This is a genomic window from Massilia sp. 2TAF26, from assembly GCF_052115005.1.
Lineage (GTDB): Bacteria > Pseudomonadota > Gammaproteobacteria > Burkholderiales > Burkholderiaceae_D > Telluria.
In genome coordinates this window covers 1-26,135 of the sequence record NZ_JBFRFV010000008.1, presented here as the reverse complement: position 1 = coordinate 26,135, position 26,135 = coordinate 1, and the positions used below count along the sequence as shown (strand labels likewise).

Below are 26,135 nucleotides of genomic sequence, written 5' to 3'. Positions count from 1 at the left end.
TCTTCCAATCATTTATCCTGAAAGCGAGGCAAGGCATGTATCCATTTCCGCAAACCGTCGCCCCGGCAGTGAAGACCCACGTCGACGCCCAGACCGCATTCCTGAACGACATGTCGAAGTCGCTGTTCCGCTCCTTCCAGCAGATGTGCGACCTGAACATCCAGCTGATGCAGACCATGATCGAGGAAACCACGCTGGCCGGCAAGCACATGCTCAGCGCCGACCGCCAGACCGAGCTGCTGAGCGCCGCCGCCGCGCGCGCCCAGCCGGCCAGCGACAAGCTGCGCGCCTACCAGCAGCACATCACCCGCCTGGCGGCCGACGCCCAGGTGGACCTGGCAAGAGTGACCGAGCAGCACGTCCAGAATACCACCCGTACCGCACGGGCCCTGGCCGACGAGGTGGCGCGCGACGCCACCGAGCAGACCGAGCGCGGCCTGCGCGCCCAGCAGGAAACCGTGCGCCAGTTCTCCGATCCCTTCGCGCACGTGGGCAACGGCGCCGCTTCCTCGTCGCAATCGAGCGCCGGCGCGGGCACGCAGAGCGGTGCGGCCAATGCCCAGGGCAGCCCGCAGCAGACGCAGTCCGGCGGCCAGGGCGGCAGCCAGAGCCAGCGCGGCGCAACGACGCACTGAGCGGCATTACCTTCCGGTGCAAGCCCCAGTGACCGCGCCCAGCCTTTCCATCACGGCAGCGCGGTACTGGCGGCTGCAGGGCACGCGGGCGCCGCCGCGCAGCACCAGTTCGCAATCCCCCTTGTCGAGCGGGACCACCCGCTCGATCCACGCCAGCTGCACGGCGGCGCGCCGGTGGCAGCGCAGGAAGGCCGGTTCCAGCCGTTCCGCCAGTCCGGCCAGGGTCTGGCGCAGCAGTGGGCTGCCGGACGGCGTGTGCAGGGCCACGTAGTTGTCCGCGCTCTCGATCCAGCCGATCTCGGCCACCGGCACCACGCGCGTGGCGCCGCGTTCGGAAACCAGCAGCTGTTGCACGGGCAGGGCCGGCAAGGCCTGGGCCCCGGGTGCGGCGATGCGTTCCCGCAGGCGCTGTACGGCGCGCGCCAGGCGGGCCGCATCGTAGGGCTTGAGCAGGTAGTCGATGGCGCCGGCGTCGAAGGCGCGCAGTGCATACTCGTCGTAAGCGGTCACGAAGACGATGGCCGGCGCCGGTTCCGGCAGCGAGGCTGCCAGCTCGATGCCGGACAGCTCGGGCATGGCGATGTCGAGGAACAGGGCGTCCGGCCTGAAGGCTTCGATGCGTTCCAGCGCGTCGATGCCGTCCGGCGCTTCCTCGATCGCGGCGACGCCCGTTTCCTGCGCCAGCAGGCGGCGCAGCTTGTCGCGCGCGGGCTTTTCGTCGTCGACGATCAGAATACGCATGTGAACCTCAGCATGGCACCCTCAGCTCGGCGCGCACGCCGCCACCGTCGCGGGCGGCCAGGTCCAGCGAGGCGCGCGTGCCGTACAGCGCCGCCAGGCGGGCCCGCAGGTTTGACAGGCCGATGCCGCCGCCCGCGCCGGCCGTGGCGCCGAGACGGCCGTCGTCGTCCACCCGCAGCACCATCGCATCCTGTTCGCGCTGGGCCGAGACCTCGATGCGGGTCAGGCCGCGGCGCTTTTCGACCGTGTGCTTGAACACGTTTTCCAGCAGCGGCTGCAGGCTCATCACGGGCAGCGGCTGGGCCAGCAGGGCATCGTCGATGCGCCAGCCGATCTCGACCCGGCCGGCAAAGCGCTCCGCCATCACGCCGGCATAGCTTTGCGCGATCGCCAGCTCGGCCCGCAGCGGCGCCTCGTGCGCCTCCCCCAGGGCGAGGGTGGCGCGCAGCATCTCGGCCAGTTGCTGGAGGGTGGCGTCGGCCTTGTCGACGTCGACGTGCATCAGCGAGGACACCGTGTTCAGCGCATTGAACAGGAAGTGGGGTTGCATCTGCTGGGCCAGGCGCTGCAGCTGGGCCTGCTGCTGGAGGGCGATCGCCCGCTGCGCGCGCAGCTCGGCTTCGACCAGGGCCAGGTAGGACTTGATGCCGAAGCGGACCGCCGTGAACAGGCCGGCGAAGATCGAGATCTTCATCGACTCGTAGACGAACAGGTGCGGCCATGAATCATGGTAGTAGGTAGCGCCCATCAGCGCATACACGGCGTGGCGGATGCCGAAGGCGAGCGGCGTGAAGACGATCCACCACACCGGCAGCCACAGCGCCTGGCGCGCGAACCAGCGACCGGGACTGCCGAGCAGCGCGTCGTCGCGGCGGCTGAAGCGCAGCTGCGCGAGTACCAGCACGGTCGCCACCAGTGCCGACGAACCCTCCCATAACACCGGCTTCCACAGCTCGGGGCTGTGTTCGTTGCGCTGGAAGTCCTGGACGGCCACCAGCACCATCAGGGTCCAGAACAGGACCCATACCAGGATGAAGACGAGATTGCGGCGAGGAATCTGCATGGCGAAATCATCTGCCATCCTTGCCTGATTGTCAAAATCCAGAATACTGGAATCAGTATTCCAGTTCATCCTCGCCCGGCTTGCGCCCGCGGCTGCGGTCGAGCGGCTCCTTCATGCCCTCGACCTCGCGCATGAATTCGTCGATGCCGTGGTCGCGGCTGACCCGCAGACCGGGCGGCATCAGCACCGCCATGTAGAGCTCGTCCGCCAGGCGTCCGGTGCGCTGCAGGTTGAAGGCCAGGATCAGGCCGGAGCCCAGCACCGCCAGGCCGGCGGCGATCCAGCGGTAGCGCAGGCGGTTCTGCGGCCTGACGGTGCAGAGGTGGAAATAGAGCATGCCGGCCACCAGCAGCGTCGCCGCGTGCGAGGCATAGCGGGTGAAGAACTCGACCGAGAAGGCATAGGCGGCGGTGGCGCACAGCATCGCCACCAGGCTCAGCGCAGCCAGCCCGCAGCCGAACACGAACAGGTGGCGGCCCAGGCGCGCATGGCGTCCGAACAGGCGGTTGGCGAAGGACCACACGCCGGCCCACAGCAGGGCCGCGCCGACGCCCCATGCCAGGGCCTCGAAATAGCGCACGAACTCGACATACTGCGTGTCGCTGAGCCAGCGCGCAAACAGGGCGCAGGCGCCGACCAGCAGGACGCCGGCCGTGCCGGGCAGCGCGCCTTCCCAGCGGTGGAAGGTGCGGTCCTCGAGCTCCGGCGCCACCGGAAAACTCGCCGCCCGCACCCGCAGCGAGGTATGGCCGATGCGCACCACGGTATCCCCGGACAGCACCACTTCCTGCAGCCGCTTGCCGCGATGATTCAGGCCGTTCCTGCTGCCGAGGTCGCGCAACACCAGGCGTCCGGCATTGTCCAGCTCGATGCGCGCGTGGCTGGCGGCCACATAGTCGTCGTCGAGAATCAGCTCGTTATCGTAGCCGCGGCCGATCCGGATCGGCAGGGCGTCCACGCAGTGGCGCTGCAGCACGTCGCCGTTGCGCGCCAGGGTCTCGATATACCAGGGGCCGCTCATCGCGCCAGCCTCCGGGGCTGGGTCCGTCCCAGCGAGGACAGGAAGGCGCGGGTGGCGCGCAGGCCGTTCTCGTAGGAGACGCCGGCCAGGTCGAGACGGCTCTGCAGGCTGGCATGGCCGTCGTCGGTGCTGGCGGTGAGCAGGGTGAAGTTGTACAGGCCGGCAAACTTGCGGTAGGCGCGCACGCAGGTGACGGCGCGCAGCGGCAGGCTGGCCGTGTGCACGAACTGCTCGGTGCAGGACGGGCGGGTCAGGCGCACGTCGCGCGAGGCGCCGATGCGGTCGACCCGGAAGCGGGCGCTGGCCAGTGCCGCGAACTGCAGCGGATGCATGCCGGCCGAACGCAGGTAGAGGTGGGACATCGACACATGCCCGGTCTGCTGGGAATCGGAGACGTACACCGCCACCTCCATCGCGCAGCTGACGGAATCGCCGGTGAACTCGGCTTCGAGGCGGAAGTTGGTGCGCCCCCAGCAGCGCAGCTGCTGCGATTCGCGCACCGGCACGTGATAGGGCCCCATGGTCTTGATCGACAGCGGCTCGGCCAGCAGGCGGTCGATCATTTCGCGCTGGTGGGCCAGCAGCTGCTGGGCGATCAGCGGATTGAAGTCTTTCGGCGGGTGCGGCTGCGCGGCAACCTTGCGCAGCAGTTCCTGGGCGAAGCGTACCGGCACCAGGAAGCTGACCGACTCGCCGTCGCGGCGCTTCGAGACGTTGATCCCGGCCACGGTGCCGGACGCCGTCACGCTGGGACCGCCGCTCATGCCGGAGTTGATCGGCCCCGTGAAGATCAGCTGGTCGTAGAAGCTGCGCGTGACCACACCGTTATAGGCGCCTTCCGAGATCGCGAAGCCGAGGTCGAGAGGATTCCCCAGCGAGTACAGGTACTGGCCCTGGGTCAGCCTGACCGGACGGTCGGGCACCTGGAAGAAACCGGTGCCTTCGCGGTTCACGCGCACCACCGCGAGGTCGTGCAGCACGTCGACCGCCATCAGCTCGACCGGGCCGGTCCTGCCGTCGGTGTCGACGTATTCGCCGATGTAGACGTCGGGGTCGAGCGCCATCTGCGACACCACGTGGTAATTCGTCAGCACCAGCCTGCCGGTGCCGACCAGGAAGCCCGAGCCGACCGAGGACTGGCTGCGGCCGTTCTTCAGCAGCATGCGGATCTGCAGCAGGTCGGACTTGGCGGCCGAGTACAGGTCCTGGGCGGCGGTGGAGGGCGGCGGCAGGGCCGCGGTTTCGTCGGTTTCGCCGGGGAGGGGAGCGGGCGGCGTGGTGGCGGGCGGCGTGGCGGGAGGGATCACCAGCGGCGGCTGCGGCGCCTGCTTGCCGCCGGCGCCCGTCGAAGCGCTCTTCTGTGCGACAGGCGCGGCGCCGGCGATGGCGCAGAGCAGGCACAAGAGGGTGACAAGCGGGAGCGGGCGCATTCCATTCGTCGCTGGAAAGATGACTGGAGTTCATCTTGCCAGAAGATGCAGGAGGGTAGCGCTCGATGGTGCAACGCCATCCCCGCGAAGGCGGGGACGACGTCAAATACTTACAGCTCGCCGTCCAGCACCGGCTCGGCCGCAGGCGTCATCATATGCCCCAGCTTCGCCTGCTTGGTATTCAGGTAGTTGTTATTGAAAGCGTTACGGTTCACCAGCAGCGGCACGCGTTCGGCGACGTCGAAGCCGAGCTTGGTCAGGGCGTCGATCTTGCGCGGGTTGTTGGTCATCAGGCGCACCGACCCGATGCCGAAGTGGGCCAGCATCGGCTGCACCAGCTCGTAGTTGCGGGCGTCGGCGTGGAAGCCCAGCTGCAGGTTGGCTTCGACGGTGTCGGCGCCGGCTTCCTGCAGGCGGTAGGCGCGGATCTTGTTCACCAGGCCGATGCCGCGGCCTTCCTGGCGCAGGTAGAGGAGGATGCCGCGGCCTTCGGCGGCGATCTTCTTCAGCGCGCCTTCGAGCTGGGCGCCGCAGTCGCAGCGCTGCGAGAACATCACGTCGCCGGTCAGGCACTCCGAGTGGATGCGCATCAGCGGCGCCTCATTCGTGGACAGGTCGCCCAGCGTCATCGCCAGGTGTTCCTTGCCGGTGGCATGCTCGACGAAGGCGTGCAGCGTGAACTGCGCCCACGGCGTCGGCAGGGTGCACGACGTGACGTAGTCGACGAGGTTGGACGAAGCGGCGGCGTTGTCTTGCATGACTGGTTCCTGAGACGTAGGCAATGATTTCTGCAACAGTAAACCCGAAGTTTACCGGAAATCCGACATGGCCGTGTGGCGCCGGGTGTTTACCCACGTTCACACTGTGTCCGCAGGGCATCATCGTGTGCTACGCTGGCGGCGGCCTTTTCCTCGATGATCCCGATGCCGTCCTCACGCTCCTTTCCCCGCAATCTGCTGCCGCGCCGCCTGGGTGCCTGGCTGGCGCTCGCCTTCACCCTGCTGACCGTTGCCCTGTCCGTGCTGCTCGTCACCGTCATCGAGCGCAGGAATACCGAACAGGTCAAGTCCAACATCGGCCACAGCCTGGCCGAGCTGGCGCTGCAGACCTCCGACAAGCTCGAGCGCGGCATGTACGAACGCTATCGCGAAGTGCACCTGATGGCGCAGCGCCGCGGCCTGCGTCCGGAGACCCCGGTGAAGCGGCGCCGCGAAACCCTCGACCAGTTGCAGGGCAGCTACGGCTACTACAGCTGGATCGGCGTGGCCGGCATGGACGGCAGGGTACAGGTGGCGGCCAGGGGCCTGCTGGAAGGCGCGGACGTGTCGAAGCGCCCGTGGTTCGGCAGCGCCCTGAAGGGCGTGCACGCCGGCGACGTGCACGAGGCGGTGCTGCTGGCCAAGTTCCTGCCGCAGCAGCAGGAACCCTGGCGCTTCGTCGACGTCGCCTTCCCGGTACGGGACGATGCCGGCCGCGCCGAGGGCGTGCTGGGCGTGCATCTGTCCTGGCAATGGGCGCGCGACGTCGAGCGCTCGGTGATCGCGCCGATCGCCGCGCGGCGCCAGGTCGAGGCCCTGATCGTCGATGCCAAGGGCGTGGTCCTGCTCGGCCCCGCGGGCTTGCAGGGCAAGACCCTGTCGCTGGCCAGCCTGAAGTCGGCGCAGACGCAGAAGGAGGACGGCTACCTGGTCGAGAAGTGGCCGGACGGCGTCTCCTACCTGGTCGGCTTCGCGCGCGGCCACGGCTATGCCGAATATCCCGGCCTCGGCTGGACCGTGCTGGTGCGCCAGAACGTCGACGACGCCTACGCGCCGGTACGCCGGCTGAGCGAATACGGCCTCACCGCCGGCATCCTGCTGGCGGGCCTGTGCTCGATCGCCGGCGTGCTGGTGGCGCGCCGCATCACCCGCCCGCTGGACGAACTGGCGCGTTCGGCGCGCGGCATCCGCGAGGGCGAGCCGGTGACCATCAGCCCGGGCCGCGGCGGCTACGAGGAAGTCGAGACCCTGTCCGGCACCCTGAACGCGCTGGTGGCCGACCTGGTCCGGCGGCGCGGCGAGCTGGAGGACCTGAACGCCACCCTCGAACTGCGGGTCGAGCAGCGCACCCGCGAACTGGAGCAGGCCCTGAACACGGTGCGCGCCAGCCAGCAGCGCATCGTGAACATCATCGAGACCGCCCAGGACGCCTTCATCAGCGTCGATCTCGACGGCCGCATCACCGACTGGAACTCCGCCGCCAGGGACATGCTGGGCCGGACCCGCCAGGAAGCCGTCGGCCGGATGCTGGTCGACGTGGCGATTCCGGAACGCCATCGCGCCAGCGCGCTGCGGGCCCTCCAGCATTTCCGCGAGACCGGCGAGCTCGCGCTGCTCGGCCACCGCGTCGAGCGCAACCTGGTGCGGCGCGACGGCGCCGAGATCACGGCCGAGATGACGGTCGGCCTGGTCGGCACCGGCGAGGGCGTGTTCTTCAGCGTGTTCCTGCACGACGTCTCGGAGCGCAAGCAGATCGAGCGCATGAAAAACGAGTTCATCTCCACCGTCTCGCACGAGCTGCGCACGCCGCTGACCGCGATCAGCGCCTCGCTGTCGCTGCTGAAGGACGGCATGGCCGGTGAGCTGCCGGCGGATGCGCAAGGCCTGGTCGGCGTCGCCTGCGCCAGTTCCGAGCGCCTGGTGCGCCTGATCGGCGACGTGCTCGACATCCAGAAGATGGAAGCGGGGCAGATGGACTACCGCTTCGAAGCGCAGCAGATGGCGCCGGTGGTGGAGGGCGCGGTGGCGGCAATGGACAGCTTCGCGTCCCAGGCCGGCGTGCGGCTGGCCGTCGAGGCGGCGGGCGATGCGCAGGACCTGCGCGCTAAGGTCGACCGTGACCGCTTCACCCAGGTACTGACCAATCTGCTGTCCAATGCGATCAAGTTTTCCGGGCCGGGCGGCGAGGTGCTGACCCGCCTGGAACGCGTTGGCGGGATGCTGAAGATCGCCGTGATCGACCATGGGGCCGGCATTCCGGAAGCCTTCCGCCAGCGCATCTTCCAGCGCTTCGCCCAGGCCGATTCGGCCGACTCGCGCCAGAAGGGCGGCACCGGGCTGGGGCTGAACATCTGCAAGACCATCGTCGAGGAGCACGGCGGGCGCATCCGCTTCGAGAGCGTGGAAGGCGAGGGGACCAGTTTCTTTGTCGAGCTGCCGGCTTTAACGACGGCTTAAGTGTTCGAGCCTTGCGTTCGTGTTAAGTTGTCATCCATTCCATTATCGACGAATCCGACGCCATGATCCTCGACCTTCTCTTCCAGGCAGGTGCCGAAGTCGCGCTGAACGTCGCCGCGCGGCGCAGCAGGGCCGTGCGCAGCTCGCTCATCGCCGCAAGCGTGCTGGTGGTGGCGGTGACCCTCGCCTATGCGCTCGCCTGAGCCGCCCCGGGTAGTCCGCTGGAAGGCCGTCGAGGGCCACGGCCTGGAACACCTGCTGCTGCGCGCGGACGAGCGCGGTGTGAGCGCGGATGGCATGATCATTGGCGAGCGCTTCGGCGGGCGTTTCGGCGAACCCTACACCGTGCGCTACAGCATCCTCTGCGATGCCGCTTGGCGCGTGCGCAGGCTGAGCGTGGACAGCATCGACGGCGGCGGACTGGTCCTGCTGGGCGACGGGCAGGGCCGCTGGACCGATGGCGCCGGCCAGCCGCTTGAAGCACTCGACGGCGCCATCGATGTCGACCTGACCGCCAGCTGCTTCACCAATACCTTGCCCTTGCGCCGCCTCGGCAGGGCGCTGGCCGGGCGCACGGTCATCGAGGTGGCGTATGTGCATATTCCCACGCTGGACTGTGCGCCGGCGCGGCAGGCCTATACCCGCATCGCGCCGGGCCGTGTCCTGTACGAAGGAATCGGCAGCGACTTCCAGGCCGAACTGGATGTGGACGAGGACGATCTCGTCCTGCGCTATCCCGGCCTATTCGACCGTATCGAGGCCTAGGCGACCGCCGAGCCTTCGCCGGTACAGGGGCAGCACGTGATCGCGGGTCAGCGGGGCGAGTTCGAGAGCCGTCGCGGAATCGGCATCGACCCAGACCGCCTCTTCGATCTCGGCCGCGGGCATGACCGGAGGATCCACCCGGATCTCATACAGCTCGCAGCACACCTCGAAGCCCGGCTCGTTCGCGGCCGGCGCGCTGAACCGGCCAAGAAAGCGCGCCCGTGCGATATCGGCATCGATATCCAGCTCTTCCTTCAACTCCCTGCCGAGCGCGTCTTCGGGACGCTCATCCGCTTCGATCTTCCCGCCGGGCTGCATGAAGGCGGCGGTGCCGCGCTTGCGCACCAAAAGCGTTTTTCCTTCGGCGTTCAGGAGCAGGGCGGCGGCAATGTGGAGGCGTCTGGTCATGGCGGTTTCGGCGGATGTAAGCGGCCGCATATTGTAATGGACGCCGCTGTCGGGGACCCAGGCCGCCAGCGCCTGCGCATAGGAGGCGTCGTTGGCAGGCGCTTCGCGCACGGACACCGGCTGCTCCGCCGCCAGCAGGCTCGCCATCGCCGGCAGATCCCGGCCGTTGATCGTGGCCTGGAAGCGGCGCCGCGGGCGGTCGATCGACTGGTGCTGCACGACGTCCTCGGCAGGCCAGCCGTTCGAGCGGATCGAAACGGACTCCGACCGCGACAATTACATGGCGACCAGCCAGGGCGTGGCATATGGACTGATCGACCGCGTACTCAATTGCCGCGCCTGAGTCGTTCGATTCAAATGGCGGCGTTGCAGGCCATCCAGTCCGCGAGCTCCGCGGCCATGATGGGCTTCGAGATGCGGTAGCCCTGGCCGACGTCGCAGCCGTTGGCGCGCAGCCAGTCCAGTTCCTCGGCGGTCTCGACGCCTTCCGCCACCACCGACAGCCCCAGCGCGTGGCTGAGCATGATGGTCGACTTCACGATGGCGGCGTTGCGCGGCGAGTCGGCGATCGCGGTGACGAAGCTGCGGTCCAGTTTCAGTTCATTCACCGGCAGGCTTTTCAGGTAGGCCAGCGAGGCCTGGCCGACGCCGTAGTCGTCGATCGAGAGTTTCACCCCGAGCGCCGCCAGCGCGTTCAGGTGGGACAGGGCCAGCGCCGGCTCGTCCATCAGGGCGCTCTCGGTGATCTCCAGGCACAGGCGCGCCGGCGGTACGCGGTGGAACTCGAGCAGGGCCTTCACGCGCCGCGGCAGTTCCGGATCCAGCAGGTCAAGGGTCGACAGGTTGGCCGAGACCGCGATGTCCAGGCCCTGCGCCTGCCATTGCGCCAGCTGGCGGATGGCGGCGTCCAGCACCCAGGGCGTGATCTCGCGGATGAAGCCGGTCTGCTCGGCGAAGGGGATGAAGCTTCCCGGCGCGACCATGCCGCTGCCCGGACGGCGCCAGCGCAGCAGCGCTTCGGCGGCATTGACGCGGCCGCTCACCAGGTCCAGCTTGGGCTGGTAGGCCAGCAGGAATTCGCCGTTCGCCATCGCGGCGCGCATGTCGCCGATCAGGGACAGCTGCTCCGGCGCCGGCTCCGCGCCCGCCTCGTGGGCGAAGGCCAGGCCCGAGCGGCGCCGCTTGGCCGCCGCCAGCGCCAGTTCGGCGCGCCGCAGCAGGGTGCCGGCGTCCGTACCATCCTGCGGATACAGGGCGATGCCGATGCTGCCGCCGATGTCGAGTCGCTGCCCGTCCAGCGTGATCGGATCGTGCAGCTGCTCCAGCACCGCACGGGCAAAGCCGCGTGCGCAATCCTCGGTCTCGATCTCGAGCAGGAAGGCGAAGTGGTCGCCCCACAGCCGCGCCACCATCAGCGGCGGCCGTTCCAGCCTGGAGATGCGTTCGCCGACTTCGCGCAGCAGGCGGTCGCCGACCTGGTAGCCGAGCGCATTGTTGATCATCGCGAAGCGGTCGATGTTGAGCACCGCCACCGCACGCGAGGTGCCGGCCGGCAGGCGCGCGAAGGTCTCGAGGAAGCGGGTGCGGTTCGGCAGGTCCGTCAGGCCGTCCACGTAGGCCAGGCGCACGATGCGTTCCTCGCGGCTGGCGATGCCGTCGCGCATGTGGGCGAAGCTGGTGGCCAGCCGGCCGATCTCGTCCTGGGGCAGGGCCGGCAGCGCCTGGCCGTAGTCGCCCTGGGCGATGCGGTGCGCGGCCGCCGACAGTTCTTCGAGCGGCTTGACGATGCGCCGCGCCAGCGTGATGCTGCCCAGCGCGAACACCAGGATCGCGATGCCGACCACCCACAGCAGGCGCTGCAGCAACTGGCTGAACGGCGCCTCCACCGTCGAAACCGGCAGCTGCAGCACGGCCTGCATGGCGCCGTCCAGCGGCAGGCGCATGGTGCGCCAGGTTTCGCCGCCGGCGTCGAGCAGGGCCTGCCTGCCGGCCGCCTGCAGGCCGCTCAGGCTCAGCGCGGCGCGCTGCTTCGCATCGAAGGACGAGGCCAGCAGGACCGGGCCGCGCGCGCCGAAGCGCACCACGTGCACGGCCAGTCCGGTCACCTCGGCCATGTCGCGCGCCCAGCCGTCGTCGACCCGGAAGGCCATCGCCACCCAGGCGATGCGGCGCGGCGCCATGATCGGCACCAGCACCACCTGGTAGAGCTGGCCATTGCGCATCTGGCGGAAACCGGCGCTGCGTCCGCTGGATTCGGCCTCGAGCAGCAGGTCGGGGAAGGGGAAGGCGTCGCCGGCGGCGGTTTCGCGCTGGGAGCTGGCGATCAGGGCGCCGCTGGTGTCGGCCACCATCATGACCTGGGCGTGGATGCGCTGGCCGTGGTTGCGGATCACCGAGCGCATGGTGGGCTGGTCCTGGGTCGCGATCGCTTCGCGGAAGGCGAAGTCGGCGGACAGCACGCCGGCCGCCGTCTCCAGCTGGCGCTGGTTCTGGTCGAGCAGGCGCTGGAACACCTTGGCACCCACCACCAGGCCGTTGCTGCCTTCGCTGCCGACGATGCGCGCGCTGCTCTCGCGCACCAGGGTCAGCACCAGGCCCATGACGAGCACCAGCAGGCCCACGAACACGAGGACGATGCGGCGCTGGAGCGAGGTGAGACCCATGAACGATGCTTCCTTTGTTTCAGTAACTGTCCTGGTCGATCGCCGTGTGCGGCTTGGGCTCGCGCGCCCGCGCGTCCAGTACCAGGTTCAGCCTGGCCGGGGCGGCCGCGAGTTCGATCTCACTGGCCGCCGCCTGCGCCTTCTGCAGCGGATGCCAGAGCTGCAGGCGGTAGCGCCCGGCCGGCAGGTTGGCGATGCGGACCTGGCCGTCGGGCCCGGTCTTGCCGAAATACGGCGACTCCACCACCAGCACATAGGCTTCCATCCAGTCGTGGATATTGCAGCCGATGACGACCTCGCCCGGCTTGTCGAAAGTGATGGGCTGGCCCGGCTTGCCGGCATAGAGCTTGATCTCGAAGCGCTTGGGCTGGGAGAAGGAGTAGACGTGGTGGCGGACCGTGTCGTTGTTCGGGAAGTCGACCGCGGTGCCGGTCTGCACGACCGTCACCCAGGGAGAAAATTCGGCGCCGCGCTGCTCGATCACGGCATGCGGGCGGTTCTTTGCCGCCGGTACGGCGCCCGCGAGCGGTTCGAGCACCACGACGGCGCCGGGCACCGGCTTGCCGGCCGGCGTCGCCACCCGCGCGTCCAGGGTGGCGCCGGCCGCGCTTGATGCCAGCGGCAAGCCGAGGACGACCAGCAGGGCCGGCAGGGACGCGCGCAGGAACATCGGCGTCCTTATTGGTCGAGCTGCATGGCAGGAGCGATCTGCCAGAGTTCGGTGGTGAGTTCGCCGTCGCGGTAGGTCAGGACGTGCAGGACCTTGAGCGGCAGCTTGCCGCCGTAGTCGGCGCGCTGCTGCACCGAGGCGCCCTTCGGATTGGCGAAGGCGCTCAGCTTGCCGAAGGTGGCGGGACGGGGCTTGCCCTCGTTGACCGCGATGAATTTCTGCCAGACGGCGCGGATCGCTTCCTTGCCGCGGTAGCGGCCGTCGAGCGGGCCGCCGACCCATTCCATATAGGCATCCTCGGGATAGTCCTTCATCAGGGCCTCGAGGTCGCCGGCGGCGACGGCGTCGAGGTGGGCGCGCGCCTTGGCTTCGTCCAGCGGACCCGCGACCGCCTGCGTGGCCGGCAGGCAGGCCAGGACCAGGGCCAGCGTCATGCAGCCTTGCTTGAGTTTCCGGAACGTCATGAGCCTCTCCTTGGCGTGATCTGGTTTGTATTTATTACCGGAAATTAATAATACACGGAAAGAAGATGGTGTTCTATACACGATGGGAAGCGTTGTTTTCAGGCCGTAAATACTCGCGCGATGGTTTGACGCGGCATCAACGCAGCTCATGCAGGGCGATGCCGCCGAAGGCGCCATCCCAGGCGCTGAAGTCGGATTCTAGTGCCGGGAGAAGGCGCAGCAGGGATTGTCTATCCCGGTGGAAGCTGGTGGCGCTGCCGTCGATCTCGCGGGTCGATTGCAGGCGGAACCCCTCGGCGCCCGCCGCCGCGGCCACGGGTTCGCGCAGCAGGGCCAGCACCTGCTGGCCGCCGACCTTCAGGCGCAGCAGGCCGGCCGCTTCGCCCGCCTGGGCGCGCACGTAGCGGCGCTGGGTTTCGGCGGCGATCCCGCCGGCTTCCAGCGCGATGCGCACCTGCCTGCCATGGCGCGCGCCCCAATCGAGGAAGGGCATGGCGAATTCGCTCACCTGGGCCGGATCGGTGCGGTAATCCATCACGGCGAGGGTATCGACCAGCGGTGCCAGGCCGTCCAGCAGGGCGGTCTTGCCATCCCACCAGAAGGGCACCACCAGCTCCAGGTGCAGGCTGCCGGCCGCCTCGCGCAGGGTGTGCGCCATCGCCAGGTAGCGCGCGTCCCAGTCGACCTTGCCGGCGCCGCGCTCCAAAAGCTGATAATCGGGTAGCAGGTAGGGTTCGACGTCGAACTGCAGGCCGGCCAGGCGCGCGGCCGGTTCGACGCCGGCGTTGTAGTTCAGGTAGGCGCGCACCATGCGCGCCAGCGCCGGCTGCTGCTCGGGCAGCACCATGTGCGGGTCGCCGTCCACGCTCAGCACGCGGATGCCGCGCGCGTTCGCACGCCGGACGAAGGCGGCCAGGCGCGCCGGTTCCCGGACCGCCTCGTTCCTGAACGGCACGCTGACGAACAGCTCGCGCACCCGCTGCGCCGCGGCCCAGTCCAGCAGCGCGGCGCCATGCTCGCGCCAGTCGGCCGCCTTCCAGACCCAGGTCGAGCGGGCCGCCGGCCGGGCGGTCGGTGAGGGATCGGGTTCGATGGCCAGATAGTCCAGCGCCAGGCTGGCTGGCTGGGCCGGGCATTGCAGGACGAAGTGCTTCCAGCTTGCGCGGTCCAGGGTGTCCGGCAGCGCCGGCGTGAAGATCTGCGGCGAGGCGGCGGCCGGATGCGCGGGCAGTTCGCCCAGATCCAATGCGGTTTCGCGCGCGGCGCGGACGCCGTCGGCGGCCTGCAGCGAGAAGCCGGCGCCGCCCGCATACGAGGCCGCCAGGCGCAGGCGCGCGCGCGGCAGGAACCAGGGGCCGCCGAGCAGCACCCCGGCCGACCGGGTGCCGGCGCCGCAGTCGACGGTCAGCCGGCCGCCCTCGAGCTTGAGATTGACCCGCTCCTCCACCCCGAAGGCGCGCGCCTGCATGCGCTCCAGCAGGTTGGCGCGCAGCGGCATGATGCCGGGCTTCTGGACGCCGGGGCGCGAAGAGGGCAGCAGGTGCTCGCTGACCGCAAAGCGGCCTTCGCGCACGCGGCCGTGCAGCAGGATGGTGTGCTCGATGGCTTCGGTGGGGCCGAGCGGGAACAGGGTCTCGACCCGGGCGCCGGCCGGCAGGGCGATGCTGGTGCAGCCGGGGTGTGCGGCCTGGCTGTCGGCCTGCCAGCGCAGGCGCGCGCCGTCGGCGCCGACAGTATCGGCAAACGGCGTGGCCGACGGCGCGGCAGCCGCTGCGGCGCTTTGCGGGCACAGGTGCAACCAGGCGGCATGGGCGGGAGCGCTCATCGCGAACAGGGACAGCATCAGGGCGCGCGCGATCACGGCTTGTCCGCGAAGCTGCCCTTGCGCGCCATGGTGCCCCAGGTCGCTTCCTTTTGCATCGCCCAGCGGAACAGGCCGACCAGGCGCCACCAGGTGTTCAGCTGGCGGTAGCCGAGGTTCTCGACCAGCACCACCACGCCCAGGGCCAGCAGCTGCTTGCCGCGCGGGTAGATGTGGAAGGACATCTCTTCCAGCAGCAGGCCGGAGGCGGACAGCAGGATGCCCAGCCCGATCGCCACGAACATGAAGGTCGAGAAGGCCTGCCAGGAGATGTCGCCGGCCAGGAAAGAGACGATCATGAACAGGTAGCCGCCGACCTCGACCAGGGGTCCCAGCCACTCGAACAGCAGCATGAACGGGAAGGCCAGCCAGCCGGGCACGCCGCCGTTGCGCGAGAACATCAGGCCCCAGTTGGCGTTCAGGCTCTCGGCCAGGCCGCGCTGCCAGCGGATCCGCTGGTTCTTCAGGGTCTTGAAGTCTTCCGGCGCCTCGGTCCAGCACACGGGATCGGGCACGAATTCGATGCGGTAGGGCTGGCGCCGCGCGCGCAGCAGGCGGTGCAGGCGCACGATCAGTTCCATGTCCTCGCCGATGGTGTCGGGGCGGTAGCCGCCGACGCTGACCACGGCATCCTTGCGGAACACGCCGAAGGCGCCGGAGATGATCAGCATGCCGTTCACGGCAGACCAGCCGAGGCGGCCGAACAGGAAGGCGCGCAGGTATTCGACCACCTGGAGCAGGGCCCAGGGATTGCGCGGCAGGCCCACCCGGGTCAGGAAGCCGCCGCTGACTTCGCAGCCGTTGGCGATGCGGATGGTGCCGCCGGTGGCGACCACGGTCGGGTCGCGCAGGAAAGGCTGGGTCACGCGTTCCAGGCTGTCGCGCTGCAGGACCGAGTCGGCGTCGACGCCGCAGAACAGCGGATAGCGCGCGGCATTGATGCCGGCATTCAGCGAGTCGGCCTTGCCGCCGTTGAACTTGTCGATCACGCGCAGGTTCGGGAAGCGCGTCGAGCGGTAGATCGCGCGGATCTCCCTGGTGGGAATCTGACGGCGGTAGGCTTCCGGGAAAGGCAGCAGGCCGAATTCGCGCTTCAGCACCTCCAGCGTGCCGTCCTTCGAGCCGTCGTTGACCACCACGACCTCGTATTCGGAATAGGTCAGCTGCAGCATCGAGCGCACCGAAGCGGCGATGCTCGCTTCCTCGTTATACGCCGGCACCAGGATGCTGACCGGCGGCTCGAGGCCGGAATAGGCGCGCGGCAGGTCGTCCAGCATCTCTTCCTGGCCCTTGCGGTGCAGGGTGCGCAGCGACAGCAGGTTGAGGAGCAGGTAGCCGCCGTTCAGCAGGATGAAGTAGCACAGCACGAACCAGGTGACGAACTGGACCAGCAGGTGGTGGGTGTTCATGCGCCCTCCATTGCCGGGCCGGCCGGCGTCTCTTGCTTCGCATTGGCGGCGTCCTGCTCGGCCACCACCTGGGCCAGCATGTCGGCCGCGTAGCGGTCTTCCAGCGAGGCGTGCAGGGCGTCGAGGTCGGCGCGCTTCAGCCAGGGCAGCGCGGCCAGCGCCTGGGCGGCGCGGTAGCGCACCCACCATTCGCGGTCGGCCAGCAGGTCCGCCAGGCGCTCGACGTCGCCGCGGTCGCCGATGCGGCCCAGGGCCTTGGCGGCCTGCACACGCACCTGCCAGTCCGCGTGCGCCAGCAGGGCGCGCACCTGGCCCTGCAGCAGCGGCGTGTTCACGATGCGCAGGGCGGCGGTGACCACGGCGACGGCGTCGTTGGCCAGCGCGCCGGCCAGGGTCGCGGCCGGCAGCTCGACGCGCAGGGCCTCGGCGATGCGCAGGGCGCGCGGCAGGCGATCGGGATTCAGGCGCGGCAGCATCCCGGCCAGCACCGCCGCCACCGGCGTGCCGGCTTGTTGCAGGATGCCGGCCACGTGCGACATGGCCCAGTCCTCGCGTTCGACGAAGAGCGGGGTCAGGTATTCGGCCGCGGCCTCGGGATCGATCCGCACCAGCGCCCACAGCGCGGTCAGCGACAGGGTCGGGTCGTCCAGGCCGGCCAGGCGCAGCAGTTGGGGCCAGGCTTCGCGGTCGCCCAGGTGGCCCAGCATCAGGGCCGCCAGCAGGCGCTCGGTGCGGGCTCGCCGGCCCAGCATGGCGCGCGCTTCGGCGTCGAGGCCCATGCGGCGCGCGATGGCGTTGAGGGCGGCGCCGGCCTCGCCGCGCAGCGAGGACTGCAGGTGCACCCACAGCTTGATGAAGTGCAGGCGTTCGGAGGCGAGCAGGCGTGGCAGTTCCTGCGGGCCGTCGCCGACGATGGCGGCGTTCAGCAACGGCCGCCAGCGCGCCAAGGTGCGTGCGCGGCGCCGTTCGCGCGCGCGCAGCGAGATGCGCAGGCGCACGATCTGCAGGCCGAGCAGGAGGGTCAGCAGCAGGGCGGCGATGCCGGTCCAGAAGGCCGCCGCCAGGATCGGATCGGAGGGCGCGCCGAAGCCGGGCGCGGTCGCAAGCGTGGGAAACCTCACGGACAGAGCGCGGAGAGGCCGCGCCGTCAGGCCGCGGTCTTGAGGAAGCGGCGCAGGCGCGCCAGCAATTCCTGGGGCTGGAAGGGCTTGATGATGAAATCGTCGGCGCCGGCATCGAGCGCGCGCACGGTGTCGCGTTCGGTGTTCTTGGCGGTCAGCATGATGACCGGGGTTTCCTGCCAGCCGGCCTGGGCGCGGATCAGGCCCACGATCTCGAACCCGTCCACATAGGGCAGCATCACGTCCAGCAGCACCAGGTCCGGCGCCGGATTGCCGAGCACGTGCGCGGTCGCGGCGCGGCCGTCGGCGACGTGGGTCACGAGGTAGCCTTGGCGTTCCAGCATGAAGGTGAGGACGTGGGCGATGTGGGCGTCGTCCTCGACGACGAGGACGGTGGGTTGTGCGCTCATGAAAAGGGCGGAAAAGTTGCTCTGAGGCCTGATTCTATACCGAGCCGGGACAACAAGCCCTTTCCGGACGCCGCTGTGTGGCCTGCATGCGACTACCCTTGGCAGGCCGACCACCAGGGTGGCCAGCCTGCCGAGCAGGGATTAACGCGGCAGGTCGAACAACAGCAGTTCGGCGGCGTCGGCGTTCGCGAAGCTGATGCTTTCCTCGTCGCCGATCTTGACGGCGTCGCCGCCTTTCAAGGCGACGCCATTCACCTCGACCTGGCCGCGGATCACGTGCACGTAGCCGAGGCGTCCGCGCTGCAGGGCGTGCTCCAGCTTGTCCTCGCCGTTCAGGATGGCCGCGTACAGCGAGGCGTCCTGGTGGATCAGCACCGAGCCTTCTCTGCCGTCGCTGGAAGCGATCAGGCGCAGCCTGCCCAGTTTCTCATCCCTGTCGAAGTGCTTCTCTTCGTAGCTCGGCGGGATGCCCTGCACGCTCGGCTGGATCCAGATCTGCAGGAAGTGCACCGGCTCGGTCTGCGAACCGTTGAACTCGCTGTGCCGCACGCCGCTGCCGGCGCTCATGCGCTGGACGTCGCCGTAGTGCAGGACCGAACCGGTGCCCATGCTGTCCTTGTGCTCCAGCGCGCCGTCCAGCACGTAGGAGATGATCTCCATGTCGCGGTGGCCGTGGGTGCCGAAGCCGGCGCCTGCGGCGACACGGTCTTCGTTGATCACGCGCAGCGGGCCGAAGCCGACGTGGCGCGGATCGTAGTAGTCGGCGAAGGAAAAGCTGTGTTTCGATTTCAGCCAGCCGTGGTTGGCGTCGCCGCGGTCTTCACTTTTGCGAATTTCGATCATGATTTGCTCCCTGTGTGTGTTCTCGATGGAAGCCAGTATAGCGAGGCCGCACCGGGAAGAAAAACGAGTAGTTTTGCGGGCTATGATCGAAAAAATCGATTATTAACGTTTTAACGGATCCAGCAGCCCGCGTAGGGCGTTGTGATCGATCTCGTACATCAGTTCGAGCAGCTCGCCCAGCTCGCCACGGGGAAAGCCTTCGCGCGCGAACCAGGCGAGGTAGTGGCCGGGAAGGTCCGCGATCTTCTTGCCCTGGTATTTACCGAAGGGCATTTCGCGGACGAGGAGGAGTTGCAGGTGTTCGGGTTTCATGGTGCCGCCAGTGTAGTAGCATGACCGCGAGGAGGAAAGCAGCATGGACACCGACTACGACCTGCAACGCTTCGTGGACGCCCAGCACGACGTCTACGCCACCGCGCTCGCCGAACTGCGCGCCGGGCGCAAGCGCAGCCACTGGATGTGGTTCGTCTTCCCGCAGCTGGAAGGGTTGGGACGCAGCGGGATGGCGCAGCGCTACGCGATCCGCTCCGCCGACGAGGCCGCGGCCTACCTGGCCCACCCGGTGCTGGGCAAGCGCCTGCGCGAGTGCGCCTCCGCGGTCGCGATGCACCAGGATCGCAATGTCGACGAGATCTTCGGCGATCCCGACAACATGAAATTCCACTCCAGTATGACCCTGTTCGCCGACGTCGCCCCGGACGAGGCGATCTTCCAGACCTGCCTCGACCGCTTCTTCGGCGGCGAGCCCGATCACGCCACCGTCGAGAGGCTGGCATGAACGCGAGAATTCCGGATCCCCTGGCGATTTTCGTGGACGGCCTGACGGGGCTGGTCGACGGCGGCGCCGACGAAGCCACGATCTTCCGCGACGGCCGCGCCTTGCTGGCCGGCCTGATCGCGCACGACGATTGGCTGCCCGCTGCGCTCACCGAGCCCGACCCGGCCAACTACCGCATCCACCTGCTGCACCGCGATCCGGCGGGACGCTTCTCGGTGTCGGCCATGGTGTGGGGGCCGGGTCAGGGCACGCCCATCCATGACCACACGGTGTGGGGCATGGTCGGTGTGCTGAGGGGGAGGGAGCGCTGCGAGGAGTTCGGCCTTCCAGCCCGGCCGGGCGGGTCGCTGGTTCCCGGCCACGTGCATGAGCTGGAACCCGGTGATATCGATTTCGTATCACCCAGCGTCGGTGATATACATCGCGTATCGAATGCGCTTGCCGGCGGCACCTCGGTCAGCATTCACGTCTACGGGGCCGACATTGCCGCCATCACCCGCTCGCGCTGGGAAACGGATGGCCGGGTCACGCCTTTCGTCAGTCCCTACGCCTCCTGCCTGCTGCCCAGTCGTGCGAGCTGAGGTGGATTTCCCGTTGTTGCGTATAATCCGCCGAATAGCTTGCCCAACAACACATTCTCACTAACAACACATGGCTTCATCTTCAGAAAACATCAGCATGGCGGTGTTCTGCGACTTCGAGAACGTCGCACTCGGCGTGCGCGATGCGAATTACGAAAAATTCGACATCAAGCCCGTCCTCGAACGCCTGCTGCTCAAGGGCAGCATCGTGGTCAAGAAAGCCTATTGCGACTGGGACCGTTACAAGGGCTTCAAGGCCACGATGCATGAAGCGAACTTCGAGCTGATCGAAATTCCGCACGTGCGCCAGTCGGGCAAGAATTCGGCGGACATCCGCATGGTGGTGGACGCCCTCGACCTGTGCTACACCAAGGCCCACGTCGATACCTTCGTGATTATCTCGGGCGACTCCGACTTCTCGCCGCTGGTCTCCAAGCTGCGCGAAAACGCCAAGCGCGTGATCGGCGTCGGCGTCAAGAATTCGACCTCCGACCTGCTGGTCGCCAACTGCGACGAATTCATCTTCTACGACGACCTGGTGCGCGAAGTGCGCCGCGCCGCCGCCAAGCGCGACGAGCGCAAGAGCCAGCCGCAGCAGGGCCGCCGTCCTTCCGACGAGAACAATCGCAAGAAGGAAGAGATGGAGGCGCGCAAGCTGCAGGCCCTGGAGATGGTGGTCGAGACCTTCGACGCCCTGGTCTCCGAGCGCGGCGACACCGGCAAGATCTGGGCATCGCTGCTGAAGGACACCCTGAAGCGCCGCCGTCCGGATTTCTCGGAAACCTATTACGGCTTCCGCACCTTCGGCAACCTGCTCGAAGAGGCCCAGACCCGCGGCCTGTTCGAATTCGGCCGCGACGAGAAGTCGGGCACCTATGTCTACCGCAGCGCCCAGCCCATCGAGGTACTCGGCGCCGTGCCGGAAGCGGAGCCGCTGCCGGAAATGGCGGCCCTGGATGGCGCGACGCAGGAGCGCGGCGGCGACGTGGCCGAGGAGACGCGGGGCGAGCAGCCGAGCGAAATTCCGGCGATTGCTGCACCGGCACGCGAGTCGCGCCGCCGTGGCGGTCGTGGCCGCAAAGGGCGCGACCAGGCGGCCGAGCAGGCAGCGGCCCCGGTGGCGGATACCCGGGCTGCGCCGGAAGACGTGCAGGAAGACCTCGGCATGCCCACCTGGCCGGCGCCGACGCCGGATCTGGTGGAGGAAGCGGACGATACCGCGGCCGCGCCGGTGGAGGTGCAGCCGGAAGCCGCAGCCGAGACCGCAGCCGAGCAGCCGGCCGCGCCGGTGAAGGAACGCCGCCGCGCGCCGCGCAAGCCGTCCACGCGCAAATCCGCGGCGGCACAGGCTGCGACGGCCGCCGCGGCGCCCGAGGCCGGAGCCGACAATGCGGCGGTCGCCACTGACGCCGTGGTGGCGCTGGACAAGGCCGTGGCCGGTATCGATGGCGGCGCCGAAGCCGGCACCGACGGCGTGACCGACGCCGACCCGTCCGATCCGGCGCCGGCCGAAGAACAGGGGGAGGCCCAGGGCGACAAGCCGGCGCGCAAGAAGTCGTCCCGCCCGGCCCACAAGGCGTCGCGCAAGCCGGCCACGCGCGCCCGCCGTCCGGCCAAGCCGAAGACGCCGGAAGGCGCCTGATCCGGGCCATACGCGCGCCGGGCAGGCTCGGGGATGTGTGATAATGACAACGCACTCTCAAGCTTGCCCGTTTGCGCAAAGGACCGACATCATGCGACCGCTCACCGGACTGCTCGTTTCCGCCGCCACCCTGGCCGCCGCGCTCGCGGCGCCGTCTGCGTTCGCCGCCGCACCGTCGGCCTCCCATCCGCTGCTCGGGATCTGGGTCCTCAGCATCCCCCAGCTCGGCTGCTCCGAGACCTACCACTTCCGCGGCGACGGCACCACGCTGGTCAAGAGCGCCCAGGAAGTCTCCGAGAGCGAGTTCACGGTGGCCGAAAAACCCAGCGCCAAGGGCTTCTACAAGCTCGAAGACCGCGTCGTCAAGGACAACGGCAAGCAGGACTGCTCGGGCGAAGTGATGCAGGTCGGCACCCGCGCCACCAACTACCTGCGCTTTCACCCGTCGGGAGCGCGCTTCGTGATGTGCCGGGAAGAGTCGATGGAGGCTTGTATCGGACCTTTCGAGCGGATGCCGGCGCAGGGGATCTGATCCGCCGTCATTCCGCGAAAGCGGGCATGACGGGTGCTGACGGTAGTCCATCGCCCAGCTTCGGTGTATATTGCTCGGCGATTAGTCAATCGTCATTATCGGAACCCTGATGTCCCCGGCACTCCTCTTCTGCATCCTCATCGCTTATTTCGCACTGCTGCTCGGCGTCGCCTGGGCGACTTCGCGCAACGCCAACAACGACAGCTTCTTCATCGGTAACAAGAGCAGCAACTGGATGCTGGTCGCCTTCGGCATGGTCGGCACCACGCTGTCCGGCGCCACCTTCATCAGCGTGCCGGGCGCGGTCGGCATCGACGCCTTCGGCTATGGCCAGGTGCTGATCGGCTATGTGTTCGGCTACATCGCCGTGGTCTACCTGCTGCTGCCCCTGTACTACCGGCTCAAGCTGACCTCGATCTACACCTATCTCGACGGCCGCCTCGGACGCCGCGCCTACCAGAGCGGGGCCGGCTTCTTCATCCTGTCGCGCCTGTTCGGCGCCACCGCGCGCCTGTACCTGGTGGTGGCGGTCCTGCAGAGCATCATCCTCGACAGCCTGGGCGTGCCGTTCTGGCTGACCACCTTCGTCATCCTCGGCATGATCCTGCTCTACACCTACCAGGGCGGCGTCAAGACCATCGTCTGGACCGACACCCTGCAGACCACCTGCATGCTGGGCGGCCTGTTCGCCTGCGTCTGGTTCATGCTGGGCCACCTCGACCTCACCGTCCCGCAGGCCCTGCGGCAGATGCACGAGCGCGGCCTGTCGCGCGTGTTCACCTTCGACGCCGACAGCCCGAATTTCTGGCTGAAGCAGATCGTGGCCGGCGCCTTCATCGTCGTGACCATGACCGGCATGGACCAGGAGATGATGCAGAAGACGATCTCCGTGAAGACCCTGGGCGACTCCCAGAAGAACCTGCTGAGCCTGACCGCGGTGCTGGTGGTGGTGCTGTCCGCCTTCCTGTTCCTGGGCGGCCTGCTCTACCTGTACGCGCCGATCGCCGGCGTCACCGCCACCGGCGACAAGATCTTCGCCGCCGTGGTCATGGGCCACCTGCCGGCCGCGGTGCAGATCATCTTCCTGGTCGCCCTGATCTCGGCCCTGTTCCCCAGCGCCGACGGTGCCATCACCGCGCTCACCTCCACCTTCTGCATCGACATCCTCGGCATCAAGCGCCGCGACGACCTGTCGGAAGAAGGCAAGCAGCGCCTGCGCCGCCACGTCCACCTCGGATTCGCCCTGCTGTTCCTGCTGATGGTGCTGTTCTTCAAATGGGTCGACAATCCCAGCATGATCGGCGTGATCCTGAAGCTGGCCGGCTATACCTACGGACCGCTGCTGGGCCTGTTCGCCTTCGGCATGATGACCAGGCGCACGCTGAACGACCGCCTGGTGCCGGTGGTGACGATCGGCGCGCCGATCCTGTGCGCCCTGCTCGAATACAACCAGCACTATCTGCTGGGCCATTACCGATTGGGCCTGGAGTTGCTTATTGTCAACGGCGCACTCGTGTTCCTGGGCTTGCTGGCGATCTCGCGCCGGGCGACCATCAAGCCCGCTGCCGTCGCTGCCTAACCTCTTTCAAAGGAGTTCCCGATGCCATTCAAGCCCATGACCTCCCTGCGCCGCGGCCTCGGGTCGCTCTGGCGCGGCCTCGATGCCACCCGCCGCTTCGTGCTGAACCTGATCTTCCTGCTGATCCTGATCTTCCTGCTGTGGGGGATCTTCGGCGGCGGCATCAAGCCGCTGGCGCCGAAGACCGCCCTGGTGCTGGACCTGAAGGGCGAGCTGGTCGAAGAAAAGGCCGGCAGCGTGCGCGACTCGCTGGTGGCCGGCCTGTCCGGCAATGCGCGCCGCCTGATTCAACTGCGCGACGTCCTCACCGTGCTCGACGCCGCCGCCAAGGACGGCAATATCGACAGCGTGGTGCTGCTGCTCGACGAGATGGACGGCGGCGGCCTGGCTTCGCTGCGCGAAATCGGCGCCGCCGTCGAGCGCGTGAAGGCGGCCGGCAAGACCGTGGTGGCCTGGGGCGGGGCCTACGACCAGAAGCGCTACCTGGTCGCCTCGCACGCCAACGAGGTCTACCTGCACCCGATGGGCATGGTGATGATCGAAGGCTTCGGGCGCCACCGCAACTACTACCGCGACGCCCTCGACAAGATCGGCGTGACGGTCAACCTGATGAAGGTCGGCACCTATAAGAGCTTTGCCGAGCCGTTCATCGGCAACGGTCCGTCGCCGGCGGCGCAGGAGGCCGACAGCTTCCTCTACAACGCCCTGTGGACCAACTACACGAACGAAGTCGAGAAGGCGCGCAGGCTGCCGGCCGGCAGCATCGCGAAGGGCATCGAAGAACTGCCGCAGCGCATGACGGCCGCCAACGGCAACGCGGGCAAGGTGGCGCTGGACGCCAAGCTGATCGACGGCCTCAAGACCCGCGACGAAGTGCGTGCCCTGATGGTCAAGCGCGGCGCCTGGGACGAGGCCAACAAGACCTTCCGCCAGGTGTCCTTCCACGACTACCTGGCGCGCAATCCGCCCAAGCTGCTGGGCGATGCGGTGGCCGTGGTGGTCGCCGCCGGCGACATCACCGAGGGCACGGGCGGCCCCGGCATGGTGGGCGGCATCACGACCGCCAACATGATCCGCGCCGCGCGCGAAGACAAGCAGGTCAAGGCCCTGGTCCTGCGCATCAATTCGCCGGGCGGCAGCGCCTACGGTTCGGAGCTGATCCGCCGCGAGCTGGAACTGACCCGCAACGCCGGCAAGCCGGTGGTGGTGTCGATGGGCGACGTGGCGGCGTCCGGCGGCTACTGGATCTCGATGGCGGCCGACGAAGTCATCGCCGACCCGAACACCGTGACCGGCTCGATCGGCGTGTTCGCGATCCTGCCGACCGCCGATAAAGTGGTCGACAAGCTGGGCATCCACACGGCCGGCGTGACCACCACCTGGCTGGCCGACGCCTACAATCCGCTGCGCCCGCTCGACCCGCGCTTCGGCCAGGTGGTCCAGGCCAGCATCAACCACATCTACGACGAGTTCACCACCAAGGCCGCGATCGCGCGCCGCACCACGCCCGAGAAGATCGACGCTGTCGGCCAGGGCCGCGTGTGGACCGGCGGCCAGGCCAAGGAACGCGGCCTGGTCGACCGTCTCGGCAGCTACGGCGACGCCCTGCAGTCGGCGGCCAAGCGCGCCCACCTGGAGGGCAACTTCCGCGTCGCCTACACCGAGCGCGAGGAAAGCGTGTTCGCGCGCCTGCTGGAGCGCATGGGCCTGTCCGAAGCCCAGACCCTGACCGTCCAGGTCAAGCTGGGCCTGCTGCCGGCCGACCTGGCCCTGGACGCGCTGCCGGCCGGCGCCGCCGCCGGGGTGGCCAGGGACCTCGGCTGGCTGTCGCAGGTGGCCTCGCGCCGCCAGCCTTTCGCGGCGGTCACGCACTGCCTGTGCGAAGTTCCTTAACGCTCTTAACGAGCGTTAAGCCTTTGTAACAAGTTGTAGGCCTGAGCAAGCCAGTTACCACGGGCGCGGAGCCGATCCGCGCCCGTTTTCGTTTTTGCTTCTGTACGTTCTGAAACATAAAGGCAAGGCGCTCCATGCTACATTCGGGGAGTCATTTTTATTGTGCATTTGAACACTCGGCCGCCAAGGACTCGCATGAACCCGACCGTTACCCCAGATAAGGAAAAGCCAGCCATCCGCCCCCAGCGCACACGCCGTTCGCGCGTGATCGGCGCCATCGTCGCCATCCTCGTGATGGCCGGCCTGGGCTGGCTGGCCTGGCACCTGACCCACCAGCCAGCAGGCGCAGGCGCCGGCGCCGGTCCGGGTGCGGGCGCCGGCGCGAGGGGGCAGGGCGGCGCGGGCGCCGGC

26 protein-coding genes and 1 pseudogene are annotated in these 26,135 nt (G+C 68.3%); 12 read left to right on the top strand and 15 right to left on the bottom strand.

Features of this window, described 5'->3' with window-relative positions; all coding sequences use genetic code 11:
- Positions 1-35: 35 nt before the first annotated feature.
- The gene (locus AB4Z32_RS10370) at positions 36-635 is read left to right on the top strand and encodes a phasin family protein (protein ID WP_442121770.1); all 600 of its coding nucleotides are present in this window, start codon (positions 36-38) and stop codon (positions 633-635) included.
- A gap of 6 nt (positions 636-641) precedes the next feature.
- Here AB4Z32_RS10370 and AB4Z32_RS10365 read toward each other — a convergent pair whose 3' ends face one another.
- From AB4Z32_RS10365 to ribA, 5 genes are all read right to left on the bottom strand, one after another.
- Positions 642-1,376 (bottom strand): LytR/AlgR family response regulator transcription factor, encoded by a 735-nt coding sequence (locus AB4Z32_RS10365; RefSeq protein WP_442121769.1) that lies wholly within the window; start codon positions 1,374-1,376, stop codon positions 642-644.
- 7 nt (positions 1,377-1,383) lie between these two features.
- Positions 1,384-2,439, bottom strand: a complete 1,056-nt coding sequence (locus AB4Z32_RS10360) for a sensor histidine kinase (RefSeq protein ID WP_442121768.1) — start codon at positions 2,437-2,439, stop codon at positions 1,384-1,386.
- Between the two features lie 52 nt (positions 2,440-2,491).
- Positions 2,492-3,460, bottom strand: coding sequence for an FHA domain-containing protein (locus AB4Z32_RS10355; protein ID WP_442121767.1), 969 nt, complete (start codon positions 3,458-3,460; stop codon positions 2,492-2,494).
- A complete protein-coding gene (locus tag AB4Z32_RS10350) occupies positions 3,457-4,890 on the bottom strand; it encodes a S1 family peptidase (RefSeq protein ID WP_442121766.1) in 1,434 nt (477 codons plus the stop codon). The genes AB4Z32_RS10355 and AB4Z32_RS10350 overlap by 4 nt, the downstream gene beginning before the upstream one ends.
- 110 nt (positions 4,891-5,000) lie before the next feature.
- Positions 5,001-5,648 (bottom strand): GTP cyclohydrolase II, encoded by a 648-nt coding sequence (gene ribA / locus AB4Z32_RS10345; RefSeq protein WP_442121765.1) that lies wholly within the window; start codon positions 5,646-5,648, stop codon positions 5,001-5,003.
- A 165-nt stretch (positions 5,649-5,813) separates the two neighbouring features.
- Here ribA and AB4Z32_RS10340 point away from each other — a divergent pair, with 165 nt between their 5' ends.
- From AB4Z32_RS10340 to AB4Z32_RS10330, 3 genes are all read left to right on the top strand, one after another.
- Entirely contained in the window at positions 5,814-8,105 is a 2,292-nt protein-coding gene (locus tag AB4Z32_RS10340) for an ATP-binding protein (RefSeq protein ID WP_442121764.1), read from the top strand.
- Between the two features lie 62 nt (positions 8,106-8,167).
- A complete protein-coding gene (locus AB4Z32_RS10335) occupies positions 8,168-8,308 on the top strand; it encodes a hypothetical protein (RefSeq protein ID WP_442121763.1) in 141 nt (46 codons plus the stop codon).
- Complete coding sequence (locus tag AB4Z32_RS10330) at positions 8,295-8,870, top strand: putative glycolipid-binding domain-containing protein (RefSeq protein WP_442121762.1); 576 nt, start codon at positions 8,295-8,297, stop codon at positions 8,868-8,870. Before AB4Z32_RS10335 ends, AB4Z32_RS10330 begins: the two co-directional genes overlap by 14 nt.
- Here the strand turns inward: AB4Z32_RS10330 and AB4Z32_RS10325 are convergent.
- Entirely contained in the window at positions 8,847-9,497 is a 651-nt protein-coding gene (locus AB4Z32_RS10325) for an NUDIX hydrolase (RefSeq protein ID WP_442121761.1), read from the bottom strand. The genes AB4Z32_RS10330 and AB4Z32_RS10325 overlap by 24 nt on opposite strands.
- Here AB4Z32_RS10325 and AB4Z32_RS10320 point away from each other — a divergent pair.
- On the top strand, positions 9,451-9,621 hold the full coding sequence (locus AB4Z32_RS10320) for an ATP-dependent Clp protease proteolytic subunit (protein ID WP_442121760.1): 171 nt from the start codon (positions 9,451-9,453) through the stop codon (positions 9,619-9,621). The two genes, AB4Z32_RS10325 and AB4Z32_RS10320, sit on opposite strands and share 47 nt — an antisense overlap.
- A gap of 10 nt (positions 9,622-9,631) precedes the next feature.
- Here AB4Z32_RS10320 and AB4Z32_RS10315 read toward each other — a convergent pair whose 3' ends face one another.
- The 9 genes from AB4Z32_RS10315 to AB4Z32_RS10275 form a co-directional block, all read right to left on the bottom strand.
- Positions 9,632-11,941, bottom strand: coding sequence for a putative bifunctional diguanylate cyclase/phosphodiesterase (locus AB4Z32_RS10315; protein ID WP_442121759.1), 2,310 nt, complete (start codon positions 11,939-11,941; stop codon positions 9,632-9,634).
- Between the two features lie 19 nt (positions 11,942-11,960).
- The gene (locus tag AB4Z32_RS10310; protein WP_442121758.1) at positions 11,961-12,611 is read right to left on the bottom strand and encodes a methylamine utilization protein; all 651 of its coding nucleotides are present in this window, start codon (positions 12,609-12,611) and stop codon (positions 11,961-11,963) included.
- Between the two features lie 8 nt (positions 12,612-12,619).
- On the bottom strand, positions 12,620-13,075 hold the full coding sequence (locus AB4Z32_RS10305) for a nuclear transport factor 2 family protein (protein WP_442121757.1): 456 nt from the start codon (positions 13,073-13,075) through the stop codon (positions 12,620-12,622).
- A 136-nt stretch (positions 13,076-13,211) separates the two neighbouring features.
- A complete protein-coding gene (locus AB4Z32_RS10300) occupies positions 13,212-14,936 on the bottom strand; it encodes a hypothetical protein (protein WP_442121756.1) in 1,725 nt (574 codons plus the stop codon).
- The gene (locus tag AB4Z32_RS10295; RefSeq protein WP_442121755.1) at positions 14,933-16,345 is read right to left on the bottom strand and encodes a glycosyltransferase family 2 protein; all 1,413 of its coding nucleotides are present in this window, start codon (positions 16,343-16,345) and stop codon (positions 14,933-14,935) included. Before AB4Z32_RS10295 ends, AB4Z32_RS10300 begins: the two co-directional genes overlap by 4 nt.
- Positions 16,342-17,466, bottom strand: a complete 1,125-nt coding sequence (locus AB4Z32_RS10290; protein WP_442121754.1) for a HEAT repeat domain-containing protein — start codon at positions 17,464-17,466, stop codon at positions 16,342-16,344. Before AB4Z32_RS10290 ends, AB4Z32_RS10295 begins: the two co-directional genes overlap by 4 nt.
- 26 nt (positions 17,467-17,492) lie before the next feature.
- Positions 17,493-17,876: a response regulator transcription factor gene (locus tag AB4Z32_RS10285; RefSeq protein ID WP_442121753.1), complete on the bottom strand. Its 384-nt coding sequence runs from the start codon at positions 17,874-17,876 to the stop codon at positions 17,493-17,495.
- A gap of 141 nt (positions 17,877-18,017) precedes the next feature.
- Complete coding sequence (locus AB4Z32_RS10280; protein WP_442121752.1) at positions 18,018-18,719, bottom strand: pirin family protein; 702 nt, start codon at positions 18,717-18,719, stop codon at positions 18,018-18,020.
- A gap of 102 nt (positions 18,720-18,821) precedes the next feature.
- Complete coding sequence (locus AB4Z32_RS10275; RefSeq protein WP_442121751.1) at positions 18,822-19,031, bottom strand: DUF3820 family protein; 210 nt, start codon at positions 19,029-19,031, stop codon at positions 18,822-18,824.
- Positions 19,032-19,074: 43 nt separating this feature from the next.
- Between AB4Z32_RS10275 and AB4Z32_RS10270 the strand changes: the two genes are divergently transcribed.
- The 7 genes and pseudogenes from AB4Z32_RS10270 to AB4Z32_RS10240 all read left to right on the top strand — a co-directional run.
- Positions 19,075-19,497 carry a DUF1810 domain-containing protein gene (locus AB4Z32_RS10270; protein ID WP_442121750.1) on the top strand — a complete coding sequence of 141 codons (423 nt, stop codon included), beginning with the start codon at positions 19,075-19,077 and terminating at the stop codon, positions 19,495-19,497.
- A complete protein-coding gene (locus AB4Z32_RS10265; protein WP_442121749.1) occupies positions 19,494-20,078 on the top strand; it encodes a cysteine dioxygenase in 585 nt (194 codons plus the stop codon). Before AB4Z32_RS10270 ends, AB4Z32_RS10265 begins: the two co-directional genes overlap by 4 nt.
- Before the next feature lie 70 nt (positions 20,079-20,148).
- A complete protein-coding gene (locus AB4Z32_RS10260) occupies positions 20,149-21,720 on the top strand; it encodes an NYN domain-containing protein (RefSeq protein ID WP_442121748.1) in 1,572 nt (523 codons plus the stop codon).
- Positions 21,721-21,811: 91 nt separating this feature from the next.
- On the top strand, positions 21,812-22,252 hold the full coding sequence (locus AB4Z32_RS10255; RefSeq protein WP_442121747.1) for a hypothetical protein: 441 nt from the start codon (positions 21,812-21,814) through the stop codon (positions 22,250-22,252).
- Between the two features lie 109 nt (positions 22,253-22,361).
- The gene (locus tag AB4Z32_RS10250; RefSeq protein WP_442121746.1) at positions 22,362-23,831 is read left to right on the top strand and encodes a sodium:solute symporter; all 1,470 of its coding nucleotides are present in this window, start codon (positions 22,362-22,364) and stop codon (positions 23,829-23,831) included.
- 21 nt (positions 23,832-23,852) lie between these two features.
- Positions 23,853-25,724, top strand: coding sequence for a signal peptide peptidase SppA (gene sppA / locus AB4Z32_RS10245; RefSeq protein WP_442121745.1), 1,872 nt, complete (start codon positions 23,853-23,855; stop codon positions 25,722-25,724).
- A 195-nt stretch (positions 25,725-25,919) separates the two neighbouring features.
- Positions 25,920-26,135: pseudogene (locus AB4Z32_RS10240) on the top strand (efflux transporter periplasmic adaptor subunit); the annotation flags it as partial.

What these genes read in the sequence shown, in the direction of transcription:
- AB4Z32_RS10370 (WP_442121770.1), top strand. Translation starts at nt 36, where the DNA reads ATGTATCCATTTCCGCAAACCGTCGCCCCGGCAGTGAAGACCCACGTC.
- AB4Z32_RS10365 (WP_442121769.1), bottom strand. Translation starts at nt 1,376, where the DNA reads ATGCGTATTCTGATCGTCGACGACGAAAAGCCCGCGCGCGACAAGCTG.
- AB4Z32_RS10360 (WP_442121768.1), bottom strand. Translation starts at nt 2,439, where the DNA reads ATGCAGATTCCTCGCCGCAATCTCGTCTTCATCCTGGTATGGGTCCTG.
- AB4Z32_RS10355 (WP_442121767.1), bottom strand. Translation starts at nt 3,460, where the DNA reads ATGAGCGGCCCCTGGTATATCGAGACCCTGGCGCGCAACGGCGACGTG.
- AB4Z32_RS10350 (WP_442121766.1), bottom strand. Translation starts at nt 4,890, where the DNA reads ATGCGCCCGCTCCCGCTTGTCACCCTCTTGTGCCTGCTCTGCGCCATC.
- ribA (WP_442121765.1), bottom strand. Translation starts at nt 5,648, where the DNA reads ATGCAAGACAACGCCGCCGCTTCGTCCAACCTCGTCGACTACGTCACG.
- AB4Z32_RS10340 (WP_442121764.1), top strand. Translation starts at nt 5,814, where the DNA reads ATGCCGTCCTCACGCTCCTTTCCCCGCAATCTGCTGCCGCGCCGCCTG.
- AB4Z32_RS10335 (WP_442121763.1), top strand. Translation starts at nt 8,168, where the DNA reads ATGATCCTCGACCTTCTCTTCCAGGCAGGTGCCGAAGTCGCGCTGAAC.
- AB4Z32_RS10330 (WP_442121762.1), top strand. Translation starts at nt 8,295, where the DNA reads ATGCGCTCGCCTGAGCCGCCCCGGGTAGTCCGCTGGAAGGCCGTCGAG.
- AB4Z32_RS10315 (WP_442121759.1), bottom strand. Translation starts at nt 11,941, where the DNA reads ATGGGTCTCACCTCGCTCCAGCGCCGCATCGTCCTCGTGTTCGTGGGC.
- AB4Z32_RS10310 (WP_442121758.1), bottom strand. Translation starts at nt 12,611, where the DNA reads ATGTTCCTGCGCGCGTCCCTGCCGGCCCTGCTGGTCGTCCTCGGCTTG.
- AB4Z32_RS10305 (WP_442121757.1), bottom strand. Translation starts at nt 13,075, where the DNA reads ATGACGTTCCGGAAACTCAAGCAAGGCTGCATGACGCTGGCCCTGGTC.
- AB4Z32_RS10295 (WP_442121755.1), bottom strand. Translation starts at nt 16,345, where the DNA reads ATGAACACCCACCACCTGCTGGTCCAGTTCGTCACCTGGTTCGTGCTG.
- AB4Z32_RS10285 (WP_442121753.1), bottom strand. Translation starts at nt 17,876, where the DNA reads ATGAGCGCACAACCCACCGTCCTCGTCGTCGAGGACGACGCCCACATC.
- AB4Z32_RS10280 (WP_442121752.1), bottom strand. Translation starts at nt 18,719, where the DNA reads ATGATCGAAATTCGCAAAAGTGAAGACCGCGGCGACGCCAACCACGGC.
- AB4Z32_RS10275 (WP_442121751.1), bottom strand. Translation starts at nt 19,031, where the DNA reads ATGAAACCCGAACACCTGCAACTCCTCCTCGTCCGCGAAATGCCCTTC.
- AB4Z32_RS10270 (WP_442121750.1), top strand. Translation starts at nt 19,075, where the DNA reads ATGGACACCGACTACGACCTGCAACGCTTCGTGGACGCCCAGCACGAC.
- AB4Z32_RS10265 (WP_442121749.1), top strand. Translation starts at nt 19,494, where the DNA reads ATGAACGCGAGAATTCCGGATCCCCTGGCGATTTTCGTGGACGGCCTG.
- AB4Z32_RS10260 (WP_442121748.1), top strand. Translation starts at nt 20,149, where the DNA reads ATGGCTTCATCTTCAGAAAACATCAGCATGGCGGTGTTCTGCGACTTC.
- AB4Z32_RS10255 (WP_442121747.1), top strand. Translation starts at nt 21,812, where the DNA reads ATGCGACCGCTCACCGGACTGCTCGTTTCCGCCGCCACCCTGGCCGCC.
- AB4Z32_RS10250 (WP_442121746.1), top strand. Translation starts at nt 22,362, where the DNA reads ATGTCCCCGGCACTCCTCTTCTGCATCCTCATCGCTTATTTCGCACTG.
- sppA (WP_442121745.1), top strand. Translation starts at nt 23,853, where the DNA reads ATGCCATTCAAGCCCATGACCTCCCTGCGCCGCGGCCTCGGGTCGCTC.